Annotated in this window: 11 protein-coding genes; all 11 read right to left on the reverse strand. The window is 62.2% G+C overall.

The window, feature by feature from the left end; all coding sequences use genetic code 11:
- Window positions 1–108: 108 nt before the first annotated feature.
- The 11 genes from INQ40_RS07365 to sbcD all read right to left on the reverse strand — a co-directional run bounded on the left by INQ40_RS07365 (window position 109) and on the right by sbcD (window position 15354).
- Window positions 109–648, reverse strand: a complete 540-nt coding sequence (locus INQ40_RS07365) for a hypothetical protein (protein WP_228481953.1) — start codon at window positions 646–648, stop codon at window positions 109–111.
- The gene (locus tag INQ40_RS07370; RefSeq protein ID WP_194339881.1) at window positions 648–1817 is read right to left on the reverse strand and encodes an ATP-binding protein; all 1170 of its coding nucleotides are present in this window, start codon (window positions 1815–1817) and stop codon (window positions 648–650) included. The genes INQ40_RS07365 and INQ40_RS07370 overlap by 1 nt, the downstream gene beginning before the upstream one ends.
- The gene (gene pglX / locus INQ40_RS07375) at window positions 1814–3610 is read right to left on the reverse strand and encodes a BREX-1 system adenine-specific DNA-methyltransferase PglX (protein WP_194339882.1); all 1797 of its coding nucleotides are present in this window, start codon (window positions 3608–3610) and stop codon (window positions 1814–1816) included. Before pglX ends, INQ40_RS07370 begins: the two co-directional genes overlap by 4 nt.
- Window positions 3610–3756, reverse strand: a complete 147-nt coding sequence (locus tag INQ40_RS07380) for a hypothetical protein (protein WP_194339883.1) — start codon at window positions 3754–3756, stop codon at window positions 3610–3612. The genes pglX and INQ40_RS07380 overlap by 1 nt, the downstream gene beginning before the upstream one ends.
- Window positions 3757–3767: 11 nt before the next feature.
- A complete protein-coding gene (brxC, locus tag INQ40_RS07385) occupies window positions 3768–7340 on the reverse strand; it encodes a BREX system P-loop protein BrxC (protein WP_194339884.1) in 3573 nt (1190 codons plus the stop codon).
- 6 nt (window positions 7341–7346) lie between these two features.
- Window positions 7347–8003, reverse strand: a complete 657-nt coding sequence (locus INQ40_RS07390; protein WP_194339885.1) for a DUF1788 domain-containing protein — start codon at window positions 8001–8003, stop codon at window positions 7347–7349.
- On the reverse strand, window positions 8000–8614 hold the full coding sequence (locus tag INQ40_RS07395; RefSeq protein WP_194339886.1) for a DUF1819 family protein: 615 nt from the start codon (window positions 8612–8614) through the stop codon (window positions 8000–8002). Before INQ40_RS07395 ends, INQ40_RS07390 begins: the two co-directional genes overlap by 4 nt.
- Window positions 8604–8801 carry a helix-turn-helix domain-containing protein gene (locus tag INQ40_RS07400; protein WP_194339887.1) on the reverse strand — a complete coding sequence of 66 codons (198 nt, stop codon included), beginning with the start codon at window positions 8799–8801 and terminating at the stop codon, window positions 8604–8606. The genes INQ40_RS07395 and INQ40_RS07400 overlap by 11 nt, the downstream gene beginning before the upstream one ends.
- A gap of 171 nt (window positions 8802–8972) precedes the next feature.
- A complete protein-coding gene (locus INQ40_RS07405) occupies window positions 8973–10616 on the reverse strand; it encodes an MFS transporter (protein ID WP_228481954.1) in 1644 nt (547 codons plus the stop codon).
- 98 nt (window positions 10617–10714) lie between these two features.
- The gene (locus tag INQ40_RS07410) at window positions 10715–14131 is read right to left on the reverse strand and encodes an AAA family ATPase (RefSeq protein WP_194339890.1); all 3417 of its coding nucleotides are present in this window, start codon (window positions 14129–14131) and stop codon (window positions 10715–10717) included.
- Window positions 14128–15354 (reverse strand): exonuclease subunit SbcD, encoded by a 1227-nt coding sequence (sbcD, locus tag INQ40_RS07415; protein WP_194339892.1) that lies wholly within the window; start codon window positions 15352–15354, stop codon window positions 14128–14130. Before sbcD ends, INQ40_RS07410 begins: the two co-directional genes overlap by 4 nt.
- Window positions 15355–15503 lie beyond the last annotated feature (149 nt).

Below are 15503 nucleotides of genomic sequence, written 5' to 3' on the forward strand. Positions count from 1 at the left end.
AACTCTCCTTGCTGGGTGCACGACTACGGCTGTCGCCGTATTGACAATCATTGCACTGGATGATGTAGGCCTGGACATCCAGCGCGGCGGACTCAACGTTGACGCCCTTCATCGCGCTACCGTTTCAGAATGCGCTAAGCGTTGGATCTGCCAGTCCGGAAACGTTTCATTCCAACTCTCCACCGAGAGCACAGCACAATCATCAATATGCCTACGTTTCCAGGGGTCTACTGTTTCACAGCGAATATCCGCCATCAAACGATCTTTAAATCCAAAGAGGATCGCCTTCTGCATTTCTGAGTCGAATGCATCGAGCCCTATTAGAACAATGTACTTGAAAGGTTTTCCATCTCGCTCCATGAGATGCATAAAAAGGTACGAATCTCGTACCTTAGGCGTCAGTTCTTGCGTCAAGACAGAGTTGTCAGACAGTCGTTTCAAGTAGCTATTACGTTCTTTTTCTGGGCTTCTGGAACAGGATGGATCTTTAATCTCAATCAAGAGGACGTCCTCCTCCCGCTCAATCACAAGGTCTACAAACTTCATCTTCATCGGCAGACGGACGCCCTGCTTATCGAGTTCGTCCCATTTTAGATCATCCGGAAATGAGAAAATCAGCTCGGCGTTCTCCTCAGCCCTGTAATGCATCACTCCACTCCTCCCAAAGCACGCTTTACATCTTCGTCATACAGCTCGGCAAAGACGTCCGAAATGGCAGACCGTCCGACTAGGTTGTAATCATCCACACTGCGCACCATGATTCCGTCATGACCAGAATCTCGATAGAGTCCATGGAAGCGCACATGGTCACCCTGACCTTTGTCCATTAGGAGGTCGAACCATTTAAGCAGCACGTAATCATGCGTAGCCAAGATTACCTGCTGACCGTTCCGCGAGAGCTCGAATAAGATCTCCACCACTTGCTTCATCAGTAGTGGGTTGAGGTTAGACTCTGGCTCGTCCCACAGCAGTGGACCGCTGTGGCCAGGGTCCAGTGTTCCATTGCTCAATAGGCGATGTAAGATACCGATTTTCCTGAATCCTTCAGCGGTCATGCCGCTCGACAGAGACTGAGCCTTAGCGGGCAGAAACTGCAAGGTGGTGTCCTTGTAGGCTTGCCCGGCCTGGCTGGATGTACCCTCTGGCGGAGCTTTATCGATGTACTCACCCGCTTGAAAGCAGAACCCACCGTTTTCCAGTCGATATCTGCCGCCGATCAAGTTAATCAGCCTGGGGACAATGGTTGCAAAGCGCGGATCTTGGTTGAGCCTAGCTGTCGGATCATCCGTGCCCTCCCGCATGAGTGCTTGCGCAAGATCCACGTAACCCGCGTCGAAGATCAGCTCGACCGTGCGCTGGTCATGGGTTGGGTCCATTATCCCCTTCACCAGTGAAAGGACTTCCTTAGTCGGGACGAAGACGGCTCCGCCATGTTCCTTCCTATACAGGGCGTCCTCCTTGACCTTCATAATCTTTGATCTCACGCCGAATGAACACGAAATTTCGGCACCGGATGCGAAGTGGGCATGTAGTTCGGCGGGGCTTGAAGCGCTATTACGACGCAACCTGCCCAGACCTTCATCCAACGGCATGAACAAGCGGACTAATTTTTCGGTCAGCTCGACCGCTAACTCTTTTCTCGTAGCGTCGGGCAAGCGCTTGTATGTCAGCGCGCCGGCACAAAGACCATAGGCAGCCTTGAGCAGTTGCGTCTTGCCGGATCCATTTTCACCGATGATCACGTTGATCTTGGGCGAAAAGTCGATCTCGAATTCGCCAAAGCTGGTGAAGTTGGTGAGCTTCAGGCGGGTGATCACGAAATGGCCTCCTCTAGCATCGCCGCCTTCTCCGCCTCGGAGTTGCCGTCCACCAGTCGCACGTATGCACCCCGATAGTCCGGTCGATGCCGGTTCTCCAGCACAAAGGCAGTGGTTGAGACCACCTCGCCGCCGATGCTGTCGAACGCGCGTGCACCCAGATGGGCCATGGAGATGATGGTGTGCTGCCCAAGAATGCGGTTGCGCAGCGCCTCGAATGATGAGAGGAACATCCAGCTCTGCATTGTGATCATTGCGACCGCGCCCGCCGGTACCGTTAGATCAAGATTGCGCTCGATGAACATGGCAAACAGATCGGACTTGCTGTTGGGGTAGTTTTCCTTCGCCCATGCCGCCAGTCGCCCGTTCATGCCTTTGCTGCCCATATACGGCGGATTGGCCACCACCACCTGATAACGCGGGCTCAGGTAGTCAGCCATGCGCAACACCGTCAACACCTTGTCGTGCGTGTTGGCAAGGAAAAGATTGCCGTCGATCTTCTTCGCTTCCAGCAGCGGCAGCACATCCTGCGTGTTGATAAGCGCAGGCCGGATCAGCGAACCGAAGTTGTCGGCCTCCACGAACTGAATCAGAGTTTCACGCAGGCTGAGGGTAAAAAGATCGCGACCGACTTCGGCGATGTAATCGTTAAGCTCCTGCGTCTCGAAGCTGACGTTTTCCAGCACGCAGATGTTCGGCTTGATCGCCTTGCTGAAGAAGCGGCGCTGTTTGGCGCGTGCTTTCATGGTCAGCGCAAAGGCTGCCAGTTCGCCGGCGCGTTCATCGAGTTCGATACCGTACAAGTTGTGGGTGAGAATCTTCTCGGGGATCTCGCTGGCATCAGCGCCGGATTCTTCGTAGATTGCGTGGAGCAGGTCGAAGGCATAGGTAAGCATGTGGCCGGAGCCGCAGGCCGGGTCGCAGATCTTGATGTCTTCGGGCTTTGCGATTCTTAGATAGTCGGTCTCCGGCTGCTCCGGCTTGATGTAGTACGCCATCTTCTCGATCAGCTTCGAGTCGGGATGGTTGAGCATCCACAGCCGGCCCAGCGAGTTGTCGACCAGGTAGCGCACGATCCAGTGCGGGGTGAACAGCTGGGTGGCGGCGGGGATGTTCTCCGGGGTGATCTTCTGGTTCTTCTTCAGACCGTCGAAGACCTGGTCCTTCTTCTCGGAGATGTAAAACTGGTACAGCCAGCCGATGACTTCCACGTCCTTACACGCATCGGGCGTCATCGCCTCCCGGGTGTAAGCCAGAATCGCGTTGCCGGACAGCAGGTCGTCCGGCATCAACAGCTCGGTGTAGTCGGCGATGCGCTCGAACAGATAGGGCATGGCGTGGTGGAAGCGGTTGCACTCAGCCACGACCAGCAGGCGGTAGGCCTCTTGCTGCGGGTCGTGGCTGGTGGCCTGGCCGCCAAGCAAGGCCTGCACGCGCTGGCGGATGGCTTCGGGCACGCGCTCGGGGTCGATGTGCCCGGCCTTGGCCTCGGCCAAAATCTCTGGCTGAAACTGGCCCTCATCGGCGGGCGACACCACGCGAATACGGGTATAGCCATTGAGGTCCATGAAGCGCAGTGCGCAGAAACGGTTGAACCAGGTGTAGGCGACCTTTTCCAGCACTTGATCGTGGCTGCTGGCCTTGAGCTGCTTTTCCAGTTCCTTGACCGCTGGGAGATTCTCGCGCCGTGCTGCGCTGCCGACGTCCAGCACCAGATTCATGCGTGCGCCGACTTGCTCGCGCAGTTGGCGACGCGCGTGCTGGGCGAATTTCTTGAGTTTGCTGGTATCCATCAATCGTTCTCGTTGTCGGGCCGCTTGACGTTCGCGACCATTTTTGTGACGCCGGGAAAATGATCATCCGGGCTGTAACCAGTTGATGCGAAACATTCGGCGACGCTACTGGCTGCCAATATCTTCTGAACACTATCCGTGGTCATCGTGAGCTCCTTCAGATCTGTACGCGATTGCCAGCAAGGATTTCCTTTAGCCACGCGGCACGCTGCTGTTGCAGGTACTCGTCCAGCTCGGTTTCGGTGGATAGCCACGGTTTCGCATACCCCACCGGAATGGCACGTGCCGCGATGACATTGGCTGATACGGCGTCGCCTGCAACTGGCGGATGGCTTGTGTCAGTCGATGTCGTCGTGCTGTTTGACGCGACAGGTGGACGTTCGCCCCCATCCCCAGCGGGCGCCGGGGGTGCAATCGGTTGGCGCTGCGCGGCCGCATTCATTTGCATCAGGAGTGCCGGATAGCGGTCGTCCTCGAACCGGCGCAGCTGGTCGCGGATCATGGCGATACGCTTTTGACCTTGCAGTGATTGACGCGCTTCGGTGAACGCCTGGATCAGCGAATCCTTTTGTGCGGCTTCCACTTTGGTGAACTCGTCGGCGGCCTGCAGCCGGTGCTGAAGATCTTCCAGCCGCGCCGCAGCGGTGTCTTTTTCCTGTTCGAGAAGCCGATTGATCTCTTGCTGCAGCGTGTCCAGTTGCGGTCGGATTTGCTGCAAACCGTTACCTTGCCAAGGCTTGTCGTTCTGCAGTACAGCCCGGATCGCATAGACTTCACCGGCGCCGACGTACTCCAGATTGTCCTCTTGATCCTGAAGCAGTTGCCGGGCCTGGTCATAGATGGCCTTTTGCGGACCGCCCATGAACCGGCGTAGCGGTTCGATCACCTCTTCGCGGGTGTCGAGCAGCGCCTCTTCAGCGCGGGACAGATCGGTAAGAAACCAGTTGGGGTCCTTGGCGGCGATTTCCTTGAGCGTGGCCAGTACGCCGCCCAGTACACCAAGAAACGGATAGTTCGCCTTTTGGCCGTGCAGCTCGGCGAGCTCGACCGTCAGGCCCTTGATCGCGTCAATCGTTTCACGCGCCAGTGCTCGCGGCTCATTGCTGCTGGCCGGGCGATCGAAGAAATCGGTAAAGAACTCCTTGAGGTGGCGCACCTGCGACGCAGTGAATTCCACCTGCGGCTCCAGTACCAGACTGGCGTGGGTGCTGGTGTTGCGCAGGGCACGTTCAAGCGGGTCACCTTCAAGTGCGTTGCTGTCCTGCCGTATCTCGACTTTACCGCGCGCGCAAAGCAGGGCCAGGTTGCACAGGATGGCTGCGTAGTACCAGCCATAGTTCTTCTTCTCGAAGCGCTCCAGCAGCCCCTTTACGGTGGTGCGGACGCCAGCGCGGGCATTGCTGCTGATCATCGCCAGCAGCTCCTGCTCCGGTTCGCTCAGGCTGGTGGCGTTATTGCCCAGAAGACCGTCGCCAGACTGTCGCAGATATTTCCCAATATCGGCCTCGCTATAGGAGTGCTCGCGCAGCATTCGCAAATTCGGGTAGGTGATCTCTATCAGTTGGTGGAAGCCCTTGATCACCCGGGTCTGGCCATCCGCGCTGGATACGTCCACGTCGGCGGCGTTGATGATCAGCTGTGCGCGGCCGAGCAGTTCGCGCGCGCGATCCTGCAGCTCGGCCAGGCGCTCGGTGTTCTGAAAGCCCTTGGCATCGAGAATGCGTTTGACCGCCTCTTGCTGGGTGCTGCTGTTGAGGCGGATGTATTTTTCGGTGCGCCGGTGCAGGGTCAGGTCCTGCATGAAGCGGGCGTCGGCCGGCAGCACCACGCGCAACTCGTCGCGGCCCATGCTCTGCATGCGCTGCACCTGCAGGTTGTCGAAGTTGTCGCTTAGCGGCGTGACTATGTGGATGGCCAGCTCCGCTTCGCGGCTGTATGCACGGTCATCCATTTTGCGGGTGTAGGCGTAGTCCTGACCGTTGTCATAACGGATCTTGCGCTGCTTGATAACACCGTCGAACAGCAGGGTTTCCAGCTCCTTGATGATGTCGCCGGATTCGACCTCGGTGTTCTTGATCTCCTCCTCGATGTCCTTTTCCTCGTCGGTCAGGTATTCGTAGAGATCGCCAGTGCGCTGGATGTAGGTTTGCTGCTCCAGTTTGTCCAACGCTGCCTGCAGCCGCTTGTGCTGGGCGGGCAGGTCTTCACCGAAGCGCTCCAGCATCAGGACGCCGAGATTGCGCGGCGTGGCCTTGAACTCCTTGACGTACTTGACGAGAAACAGGGACTTAAGCACGCGCACGGCGTAGTCGTCGCCCAGGTGCCGTTCGGCGTTGTTGATGGCGCCCTGGATGGCCGACTTCAGCGCGCCGCGGATGCCTTCGAACATGCGGTCGAAGGTCGCTAGCTGGCCAACTGGATGGGCCTGGATGGCGATGGCGACGTCGCGGAAGACGCCCAGCATCGAGCGCTCACCGACCGAATTGGCCTTACCCTCGAATCCGTTGTGCAGCGAGATGCCGCGAATGGCTGCCTGGAACAGCGGAAACTGGTAGGGCACAAATGGGTAGCAGTAGGTGAAATGTTCCAAGTCGCGGAAGTTCTGGTAGTGCTGCGCACCGTCGGCGAATTCGAATAGCGTCTTGAAGTTGTTGAACTGCTGGTCGTAGACGACCTTGAGCAGATCCGCGCCCCCCTCGTTCTTGGTCAGCAAGCGCTTCTGGATGACCTCGGCCACGTCGGCGCTGGTCAGCTTGAGCCGGTTCGCAAAGCGGTCCTGGATCTTGCTGAAGTCGTTACTTTGCTGCTTGCTCAGGTCACCGAGTACCGAGTTCATGTCCTCCTGGGCGGTGACAATGATCCAGGCGCGTCCCTCGCATTTGGTGGCCAGACTCTCCGCCACGGTTTGCAGATTGGTCATGAGCTTGGGATTGTCGGCGATGTACTGTCCGACCTCGTCCACGAAGAAGTTCAAGCGGAAGTTGGCCGGATGCTTGTCCAGCCACGCCTTGACCTGATTGCCAAAGTCCTCGATGGACACGCTGTACTGGCTGCGGTATTTGTCCAGGATGCCCTTCGTCAGCGCTGGCTCTTCGCCAGTGATCTCAGCGTAGGCGCGGGCGATGTTGCCCGACTCCAGCACCGCCTGTTCGCGTCCGCGTTCCCACGGCTTATTGGCCTGTTTTTCATAGGCGGACTTGAATGTCGCGAGTTGGTCACGCGAATCAAGATCACGTTCGAACTGCGCAATATAGCCCTGCTTGCCGTAGTACCCGCACATCTCGTTGAAGACCTTGACGAAGACCGAGAGGAGCGCATCGACCTCACTCTTGCTGATGATGTCGGCCTTCTGGTCGATATTGAACAGGATGCTGCGCGAAGGAATGGCCACGGCCATCTTCAACTGTGCACGCAGAATCTCGTCATCTTCGCGAATCTTTGGCAGAAAGATATCCAGTGCGTTCTGACCGTCGACCTGGCGGTTCTCCAGCAGCAGAGCGAGCATCTTCAACAGGTGCGATTTACCGGATCCGAAGAAGCCGGATATCCATGCCCCGTTAGCGCTGTGGTAGTTGTTGTAGGCGTCGAGGAAGTGCTCCAGACGCTTGGCGACCTCGTTGGTCAAAACATATTCGTTCAGCTCGTTGTACAGGCTCGTTTCGTCGTCCGCCTTGATCACTCCCTCGATCGGGCGACCGATCGGGCTCGCGAAAATCCCCTTGAGTTCCATACTCACTTACCCCTGTACTTCGAAGATGTTGAATGCGCGGTAGTACTTGTCGTCGTGGAGCACGCCAAATAGCTCCAACGAAGCTCCCTGTTCCAGCGAATGCCGATATTCCCCCGGGAAGAACATCACAGTCGGCTTGGACTTGGCGGTGCTCTGCAAGTTGTTGAGCACGTTGTGCGAACGGATGTATGGAAATACCTCGCCGATACCGGTCAGGAAGAGCACGTCGTAGTCAGCTTGATCAAGCCGCTCGGCAATGGCTGGTATCAGGTGTGTCTTGATGTCCAACACGTTCTGCAACAGCTCCAACAGCGCGTCCTTTTCCATGTCTGTCTCATTTTCGAGAATTTCCTCCCAAAGGGTGCGGCTTTCGTCGCTACCTTCGCGATTCTTCAGCAGCTCGATGGTGAGGTCGTAGAGGTTGACCTCCAGCGCTCGTACGCCACGCCCTTGGAGACAATCGATGCGCATGCCAGCCAGTTGATTGGCCAATTGACGCTGCACGCGCTGCATTTCGAAGGCCTCGTTTGCCCTGAACTCGCAGATGTAAAACGGCAGGTCGTTGTTCAGCCCTTTCATCTGTAAAAAGCGCTGACTGCTGATAACGCTGAGCAGATGCTCGAAGCGTACAGCCAAGGGTTGGTGATTTATTTTCGCGGTCATCCAAGCCACCTCTGAAGTTCACTTTCCATGGCTGGAAAAACCAGCAAGTCATCGCGTCCGTGCCGAGCTAGTAGCTGCGCCGTTCTCGGAGTGAGGCGGGCGGGTTGTATTTGCCCGCATTCCGACAACAATTCTGCTTCGTGCAGCATGCGGAACAGGTTCTGTCGAAGCTTGCTCTGGGTGGAAGGCGCCAGCGCCTCCAGCTCGGTGTGCCACAGCGCTTTGGCGTTGTAAAAAGCGTCGTAGTCGCTGAAGCTGAGCTGGCGGCGCCGGATCAAGTAATACTCGCGTAGCACCTGTATTGCGAAGTCCCGTATGAAGGCATATCGGCGGCATACCGCCGACCAAAGGATTTGCATATGCTCGTGCTGGCTTCCCTCAATGAGGAGCTCCAGCTCGGCGCTATCGAGACATTCGAGGCGCGAGACCAGCTCCTTGCTAATCCGCAGCGCGGCAGCCGCCGTGCGGACCTGCAACAAGTTCTCAGCCCGTACCTGTGCCCGGGTTTGCACCCAGTCGTTGAGCTTGAGGTACCGCGACGCGACCAATGGTGCCTCGCGCAGGAACAGACCGCCGGTCGTAAAGGAGAGGCGGTAGCGCTCAGGACTCATGAGAGCCCGCTTCATCATTGGCACCGCCTGCTTTAACCCAAGCGTCCACCTCGGCACGCTGGAATTTCCACAGCCGACCGACCTTGTGAGCGGGCATTTGCCGGCGGGCGATCCACGCGTACACAGTGTCTTTGCTAACGCCAAGGTGTTCAGCGATGTCTTCTACGCTCAGCCAGCGATCCGTCATTCTGCCGCTCCCCCATAGTAGAGTGGATCTTAGCCGATTAAGTATGATTAACGCGGGTGTTCCGGCGTTCGCCGGAAGAAACCGGACACCACAGGGCGACGTCGAGTGAATCCGGGTCGAGGTTGCCGAAGCCCTCGTCAAGGAAGAACGACTCGCGGCGGGTCTTGTGGCCTATGGCACCCGTGTGGGATCAATCAGCCGCTCGCGCGCTGGTCTGGGGGCAATCGGGGCACACTGCCGTTCGATCATGCGTCGCACGACAGGCCCGTCGCCACCGCAGTGGAGGGCTCGGATACGCTCGGATATGGCCGCGTCGTGGTGGGTCATGCGACTGTTGTGGCGCACGTAGTCGAGCCACGTAGGCGTCTCGTAACGCTCGATCCATACCTCGGGGTCGGCGAGATCGCGCAGCAGCGTCCAGTTGCGCGCCCCGTCGCGGCGCCGGACCCGACGACGTTCGACCATCGCTCCCATGAACTCCCCGAGATCCTTCTCACGAATCGCGTATTCGATGGTGATCACGACCGGACCCGTTCGCCCGTCGACGGGGACGGCCGTGCTCGGCTCTTTCCACAGGTGCAGCAGGTCGAGATTGAGTTCCTTCGTCTGCGCCACGGGCCACCAGCGTCCGAGCGCCGCGCCGCCGAGCATGACGACGGATGCCGCCAGCAGTGCCAGGGTGACGCTCGTGCCTGCCGCGACTTCACCCCACAGCCAGCTGCCGCTCGCCAGGCCGCCGAAGGCAGCCATCTGGTAGATCGACAGCGCGCGCGCAACCACCCAGCGTGGCGCCGACATCTGCACGGCGACGTTGAACGTGGCGAGCGCCAACAGCCACCCGGCTCCGGCCACAAGCAACGCGGCCATCGTCACCAGCAGTTGCGTGCTGACAGCGGCGATCGCTCCGGCGACGGCAAACGCGACGCTGGTCCAGCCCACGATGGCCCCGGTCGACATCCGCTGGCGCAGCTTCGCGTTTCCGACGGCGCCGGCGACCGCGCCCACGCCAAACGCACCGAGCAGCAGGCCATACGTGAGCGGTCCGCCGCCGAGCCTGTCCTTGGCGAGCAGCGGCATCAGCGCCATGAGTCCGCTTGCCGCGATGCAGAACACCGCGCTGCGCACCAGAACCGTGCGAATGGCGGGCGACCCGCCGACGAAACGAACGCCCGCGCCCATGGCGATGCCGAGCGTTTCCCGCGGCAGCGTCCGCGGGTTCGCGGGTGGACGCCAGCGCAGCAGCACGACAATCAGCCCGATGTTGCTGACCGCGCTCACCGCGAACGCCGCAGCGGCACCGGCGGCCGCAACGATGGCCCCGCCGATGGCAGGCCCCGCGCTGCGGGCGATGTTGAAACCCATGCTGTTGAGCGCCACCGCGCCCGGCAACTCTGCCCGCGGCACCATGTCGCCGACCGACGCCTGCCACGCCGGCCCGTTGAAGGCGCTGCCGCAGCCCATCAGAAAAGTGAAAATCAGCAGCAGCCACGGCGTGATCCATCCGCTCCATGCGAACCCTGCCAGCGTGGCCGACACGATCAGCATGAAGCCCTGCGCGGCAAGCATCACCTTGCGTCGATCGAGATTGTCGGCGACCGCCCCGGCGACCAATGAGAACAACGTGATCGGCAAATAGACCGACGCCAGCACCAGCGCGACCATATCGGCGGACGGGGCGATCGCGATCATCAGCCAGGAAGCGCCGACCGACTGGATGAGCACGCCAAGGTTGCTGACCGTGCTGGCCGCCCAGACCCCACGGAACACCGGGTAACGCAATGGCGACAGCGCCGAGGGGGCTTGCTCGTTGTGCACGGAGCCGGATTCGTCTGGTGTCATTCAGGTCGGCTTTTGGGAATGGATCTGCGTCCGTAGCGTAGCAGCGCGGGCATGCCCGTTCGGTCGCCTCAATGTCAGGGGCACACCACCGCGCTATGCCCCATTCCGCGCGTCTTGCGCACCTGGATCTGCACCGGGATGCGCTCTTTCACCGCATCCACATGGCTGATCACGCCGATCAGCTTGCCCTGGGCATTGAGGCTGTCGAGCGCGTCGAGGGCAACGTCGAGTGAATCTGGGTCGAGGCTGCCGAAGCCTTCGTCGAGGAAGAACGAGTCGATCCGGGTCTTGTGGCTGACCAGGTCCGACAGGCCCAGTGCCAGCGCGAGGCTGACCAGGAAACTCTCGCCGCCGGACAGGGTGCGGGTGTCGCGCTGGGCGTCGGCCTGCCAGGTGTCGAGCACGCTCAGGGCAAGTCCTTTGCCGTCGCGGGCCAGCTGGTAGCGGCCGCCGTCGAGCCGCTGCAGGTGCTGGTTGGCCAGGCGAACCAGCTGGTCCAAGGTCAGCCCCTGGGCGAAGGTGCGGAACCTGTCGCCCTGCGCCGAGCCGATCAGGCCGTTAAGGTGCTGCCATTCCTCCAGCCTCTCGCCGGCCTCGGCGATTTGCGTGTGCAGCGCCTGCAGGCCGCTGCGCTGGGCCTGATCCAGCGCCAGCTGGGTACGGATCTGCGTGGCCTGATCGCGAGCCTGCTCGACGGCGGCTTCGCTGGTCTGCGCGTCCGCGATGAGTTGCTCCAGATCCGCCTCGCTGCGGGGCGTGGCCTGCAGTTCGGCGCAGCGCTCGCGCAGTTGCGTGGCACGGCTGCGGATGTCGGCGAGTGTCTGGGTCAGCGCGTCCTGCTGGGTCTGCAGCCGTTCGCGTTCTTCCGGCGGCAGCCGCGCGGCCAACAGCGCGTCGTGGTTGGCGAATCCGTGGTGCTGGAGCGCCGCTTCGAGCTGGCTCGTGGTGTGGACGAGATCCTGCGAACGGCTCTCCAACAACACCTCGGCCGCATGCAACGCGGACGCGGCGCGCTGCACCTGCTGCTGCACCTGCTCCAGTTCCGCGACGGCGTGGCGTAGCGCGGCGGTGGGCTCGGCTGCCGGTGCGAGCGCCTCACCAGGTGTTGCTGCGTGGCCGCTTTGATCCCAGCGCTGCTGCCAATGCTCGCCCTGCTCGCCCGCCTGTTTTGCTTTGCTGCGGTGCTCGACCAGCGCGTGTTGCAGACGCTGCAGTTCGGCGTCGCGCTGGCGCCATTGCGACCACTCCTGCTCGCGCTCGCTCAGCCATGCTTCCGCATCGGTGGGCAGTTCGCGGTCCGGCAGATCGGCGGACAGCTGCTGGCGCAGGCGCTCGCCTTCGCTGACGGCGGCATCGTGGCGCTCACGCTGCTCCTGCTCACGGCCGGCGGCCAGCGCCAACGATTCGCGCAGGCCCTGGAGCCGGGTGTCGTGACGCTCCAACGCCAGTTGCTGTTCGTCCCGTTGCTTCTGCGCGGCCAGCACGGCGGCGTGCCATTGCTCCAGTTTGGCAACCTGCTCGCTCGCCTGTTTGCCCTGCATACCGATGGCGGCCAGTTCGGCGTCCAATGCCGACTGCTCGTCGCCCTCGGCAAGGGTCAGCCGCAGGGCGGCGCAGCGTGAGGCCCAGTCCTCGGCGAGCGTGGCGTTTTGCGCGCCCAATGCCTGCAGGTGGTGTTCGGTACGGGCCAAGTCGGCTTGCCTGGACGCGTACTGGACCTCACTGCGCCGGTGACGCTCGCTGGCCTGCTGCAGCTGCAGCTCGGCCTCGCTGGCATCGGCCTGCGACTGGCTGGGGTCCAGCTGCCGGTACTCGTCGATGGCCGGGTGCTCGGTGGCGCCGCACAGCGGGCACGCCTGCCCGTCTTCCACGGCCGCGCGATGACCGGCCAGGTCCATGATCTGGCGCTCCAGCGCGACGATGCGCTGGCGGTCCTGCAGGGTGGTCTTGGCGCCGTCCAGTTCCGACTGCGCCTTTGCCAGTTGCTCGGCGTCGCTGACGAGCATGGCCTTCAACGCTTCCAATCGCGCCTGTTCGTCACTGACCTGCGTGCGCAGCGTTTGCCGCTGTTCGACCAGCGGCGACAGGTCGCGCAAGGCGGCGTATCGCTCGCGCAGGCCGTCGCGCGCCTCGCGCAGTGCGTCCAGGCTGGTGCCGGCGCTGGCGGTCGCGAACTGCGCGGTGTCCGCGTCCACCTGCGCGGTGGCCTCAGCCAAGGCCGTCGCCAGCCCTGCCCGCTCCTCTTCGGCGGACCTGAGCAACGCTTGGGATTGCTCGTGCCTGGCGGCCGCGTCGGCCAGCGCCTGCGCGGCCTCGGCTCGCTGTCGGCTGGCGGTATGCAGTTGGGCGAATCCGGCGCGCCAGCCGGGCAGCTTCTCGCCCAGCTGCGCGTGTGCGCTCAAATCCGTCTGGGTGGCCTGCAATTCGTCAAAGCACTGCTGGTCGGTTTGCAGCGCCGACGCGCTGGCCTGCGCGCACTGTCGGGCCAGTTGCAGGCATTGCCACAGGCCATTGCGCTCCAACCCGAGCTGCTCGGCGTGCTGTTGCTGCGCCTGCTCGCGGTGTGTCTTTGCGTCGGCAACGCCCTGGGTCGCGTTCTGCCATTGGGTGTAGGACGGCCACGCCGCCTCCGCAGGCTGGGACCGCTGCAGGCGCTCTCGCGCCGGGGCGGCGGCGCTCAGTGCTTCCTGCGCGGCGCGCTCCTGATCGCCAACGGCGCGCAGCTGCGCCTGCACCTTGTCCAAGTCCTGCCGCCACGCCAGCGCTTCGCGGCTGTGCTGCCGCGCGACCACCAGACACTCCACCTCTTCGGTCACGGCCTGCAGCTGTTCCTGCATTGCGGCGAGCGCGTCCTCTGGCAGCAGTTGCACGCCGCCGGCCGTCGCCTGCAACTGCTCGACCTCGCGCTTGATCCGATCGGTCTGCGCGTACACCCGCTGCGAGATTTCGCTGTAGATATCCGTGCCAGTCAATTGTTCCAACAGCTCGGCGCGCTCATTGTCCTTGCTGTGCAGGAAGCTCGCGAACTCGCCCTGCGCGAGCAGCACCGAGCGGGTGAAGCGGTCGAAATCCAGTCCGGTGCGGGCCTCGGTTTCGTCCAGCTTCTCCTTGATCGATGTGGTGATGATGCTGCCGTCGGCCAGCGCCAGCTCGACCTGCGGCGCCTGCAGCTTGCCGCCCGCCTTGCCATGCGCGCGCCGCTGCGACCAGAACGCCCGGTAGCGCTGGCCACGGCTCTCGAACTCCACCTCGGCCAAGCAGTCGGCGGTGTGCTCGGTCATCAGCGGATTCTGCGAGGCCGAGATCGTGGCCATGCGCGGGGTGCGGTGGAACAGCGCCAGACAGATCGCGTCCAGCAACGTGGTCTTGCCGGCGCCGGTAGGCCCGGTGATCGCGAACAGCCCGTCTGCAAACGCGGGGGCAGTGAAGTCGATCGAGGTCTCGCCCTTGAGCGAGTTGAGGTTTTTCAGACGCAGCGAAAGGATCTTCATGCCGGCTCCCCGCCTTTGATGTCGGCCAGCACCTGATCGAAACACGCGTGCAGCCGTTCAACGCGCGCGTCGGTCAGGTTCTCCTCCTGGGCCAGGCGCTGGGCGAACACCTCACGCGGCTGCAGCTCGTCCAGGTGCTGGCCGTCGGCGGCCTCGATCACTGCGCCGGCGAGGCTGCGCTTGCGGCGGATGCGCAGCACCTCCAGCGGGAGCGCTTCGACCAACTCGGCGACCCGGTTCTGCAGGTCCGGCAGGTAGTCATCCACCTCGACCATGACCTCGACCCAGCCGAGCCCGCCGTCCGGCACCTCGCCGGCGATAGCGGCCAGTTGCGGCGGTAGGTTGGCGAGCGTGCCCGCCACCCGCCCCAGCACGCGGAAGCGCGGCACGGGCAACGGTGTGACCTCATGCAACTGCTCGCCCCGCAGCTCGACCAACAGCACCTGCTTGGCCTGGCCGATCTCGTCAAAGCTGAGCGGAATCGGCGAGCCGCTGTAGCGGATATGGTCGAGCCCGCCGACCTTCTGCGGCTGGTGGATATGCCCCAGCGCGATGTAGGCAGCCGGCGGAAACGCACTGGTGGGAAAGGCGTTGAGCGAGCCGACATAGATCTCGCGCACCGAGTCGCTGGTGCTGGCGCCCACGGTGGTCAGGTGGCCGCTGGCGACGATCGGCAGAGGCTCGCCGGCGGCCTCGCGCATCGCGACGGCGGCCTCGTGGATGCGCGCGTAGTGGGAGGCGATGCCCGCCATCATCGCGCCCCGCTTGTCCTCGGCGCTCTGCCCGGCCTCGCTTCGCGATACGTCGCGCGAGCGGATAAACGGCACCGCGCACAGGATCATCCCCGGCGCGCCGTCGCGGCCGGGGATCCGGTAGACGTGCTCCTCCGGCGACTGCATCAGCGTGGGCACCACCAGCGTGTCCAGCCGCGCCAGCAGCCCGCGCGATTCCGCCAGCATGGCCGGTGAGTCGTGGTTGCCGCCCAGAACGATCAGGCGCGCACCCGCGTCGCGGATGCCGACAATGAAGCGGTTGTACTGCTCGCGCGCGTAGCTGGGCGGGGTGCCGGTATCGAACACGTCGCCGGCCACCAGCACTGCATCCACCCGGTGCTCCTGCACCTGCACGACCAGCCAGTCCAGGAACGCCGCATGCTCGGCTTCGCGCGATTGGCCGAGAAAGTTCTGGCCAAGATGGAGATCGGAGGTGTGCAGCAGACGCATGCGGTGCGGGTCCCCGGAAAAGCGTGGGCGCCAAGGCGCGCCGGAAGTGTCAAAGACCGGCCAGTGTGCCTGCCGGCCCTGTTCCGGGCCATTCAATCCGCAATGGATCGCACCGGTTGCGACGACAAGGGCGCCGCGCGCGGTTGTGG

Source organism: Lysobacter sp. H21R4, assembly GCF_015277535.1.
In the GTDB taxonomy this organism is placed as follows: Bacteria; Pseudomonadota; Gammaproteobacteria; order Xanthomonadales; family Xanthomonadaceae; genus Novilysobacter; species Novilysobacter ciconiae.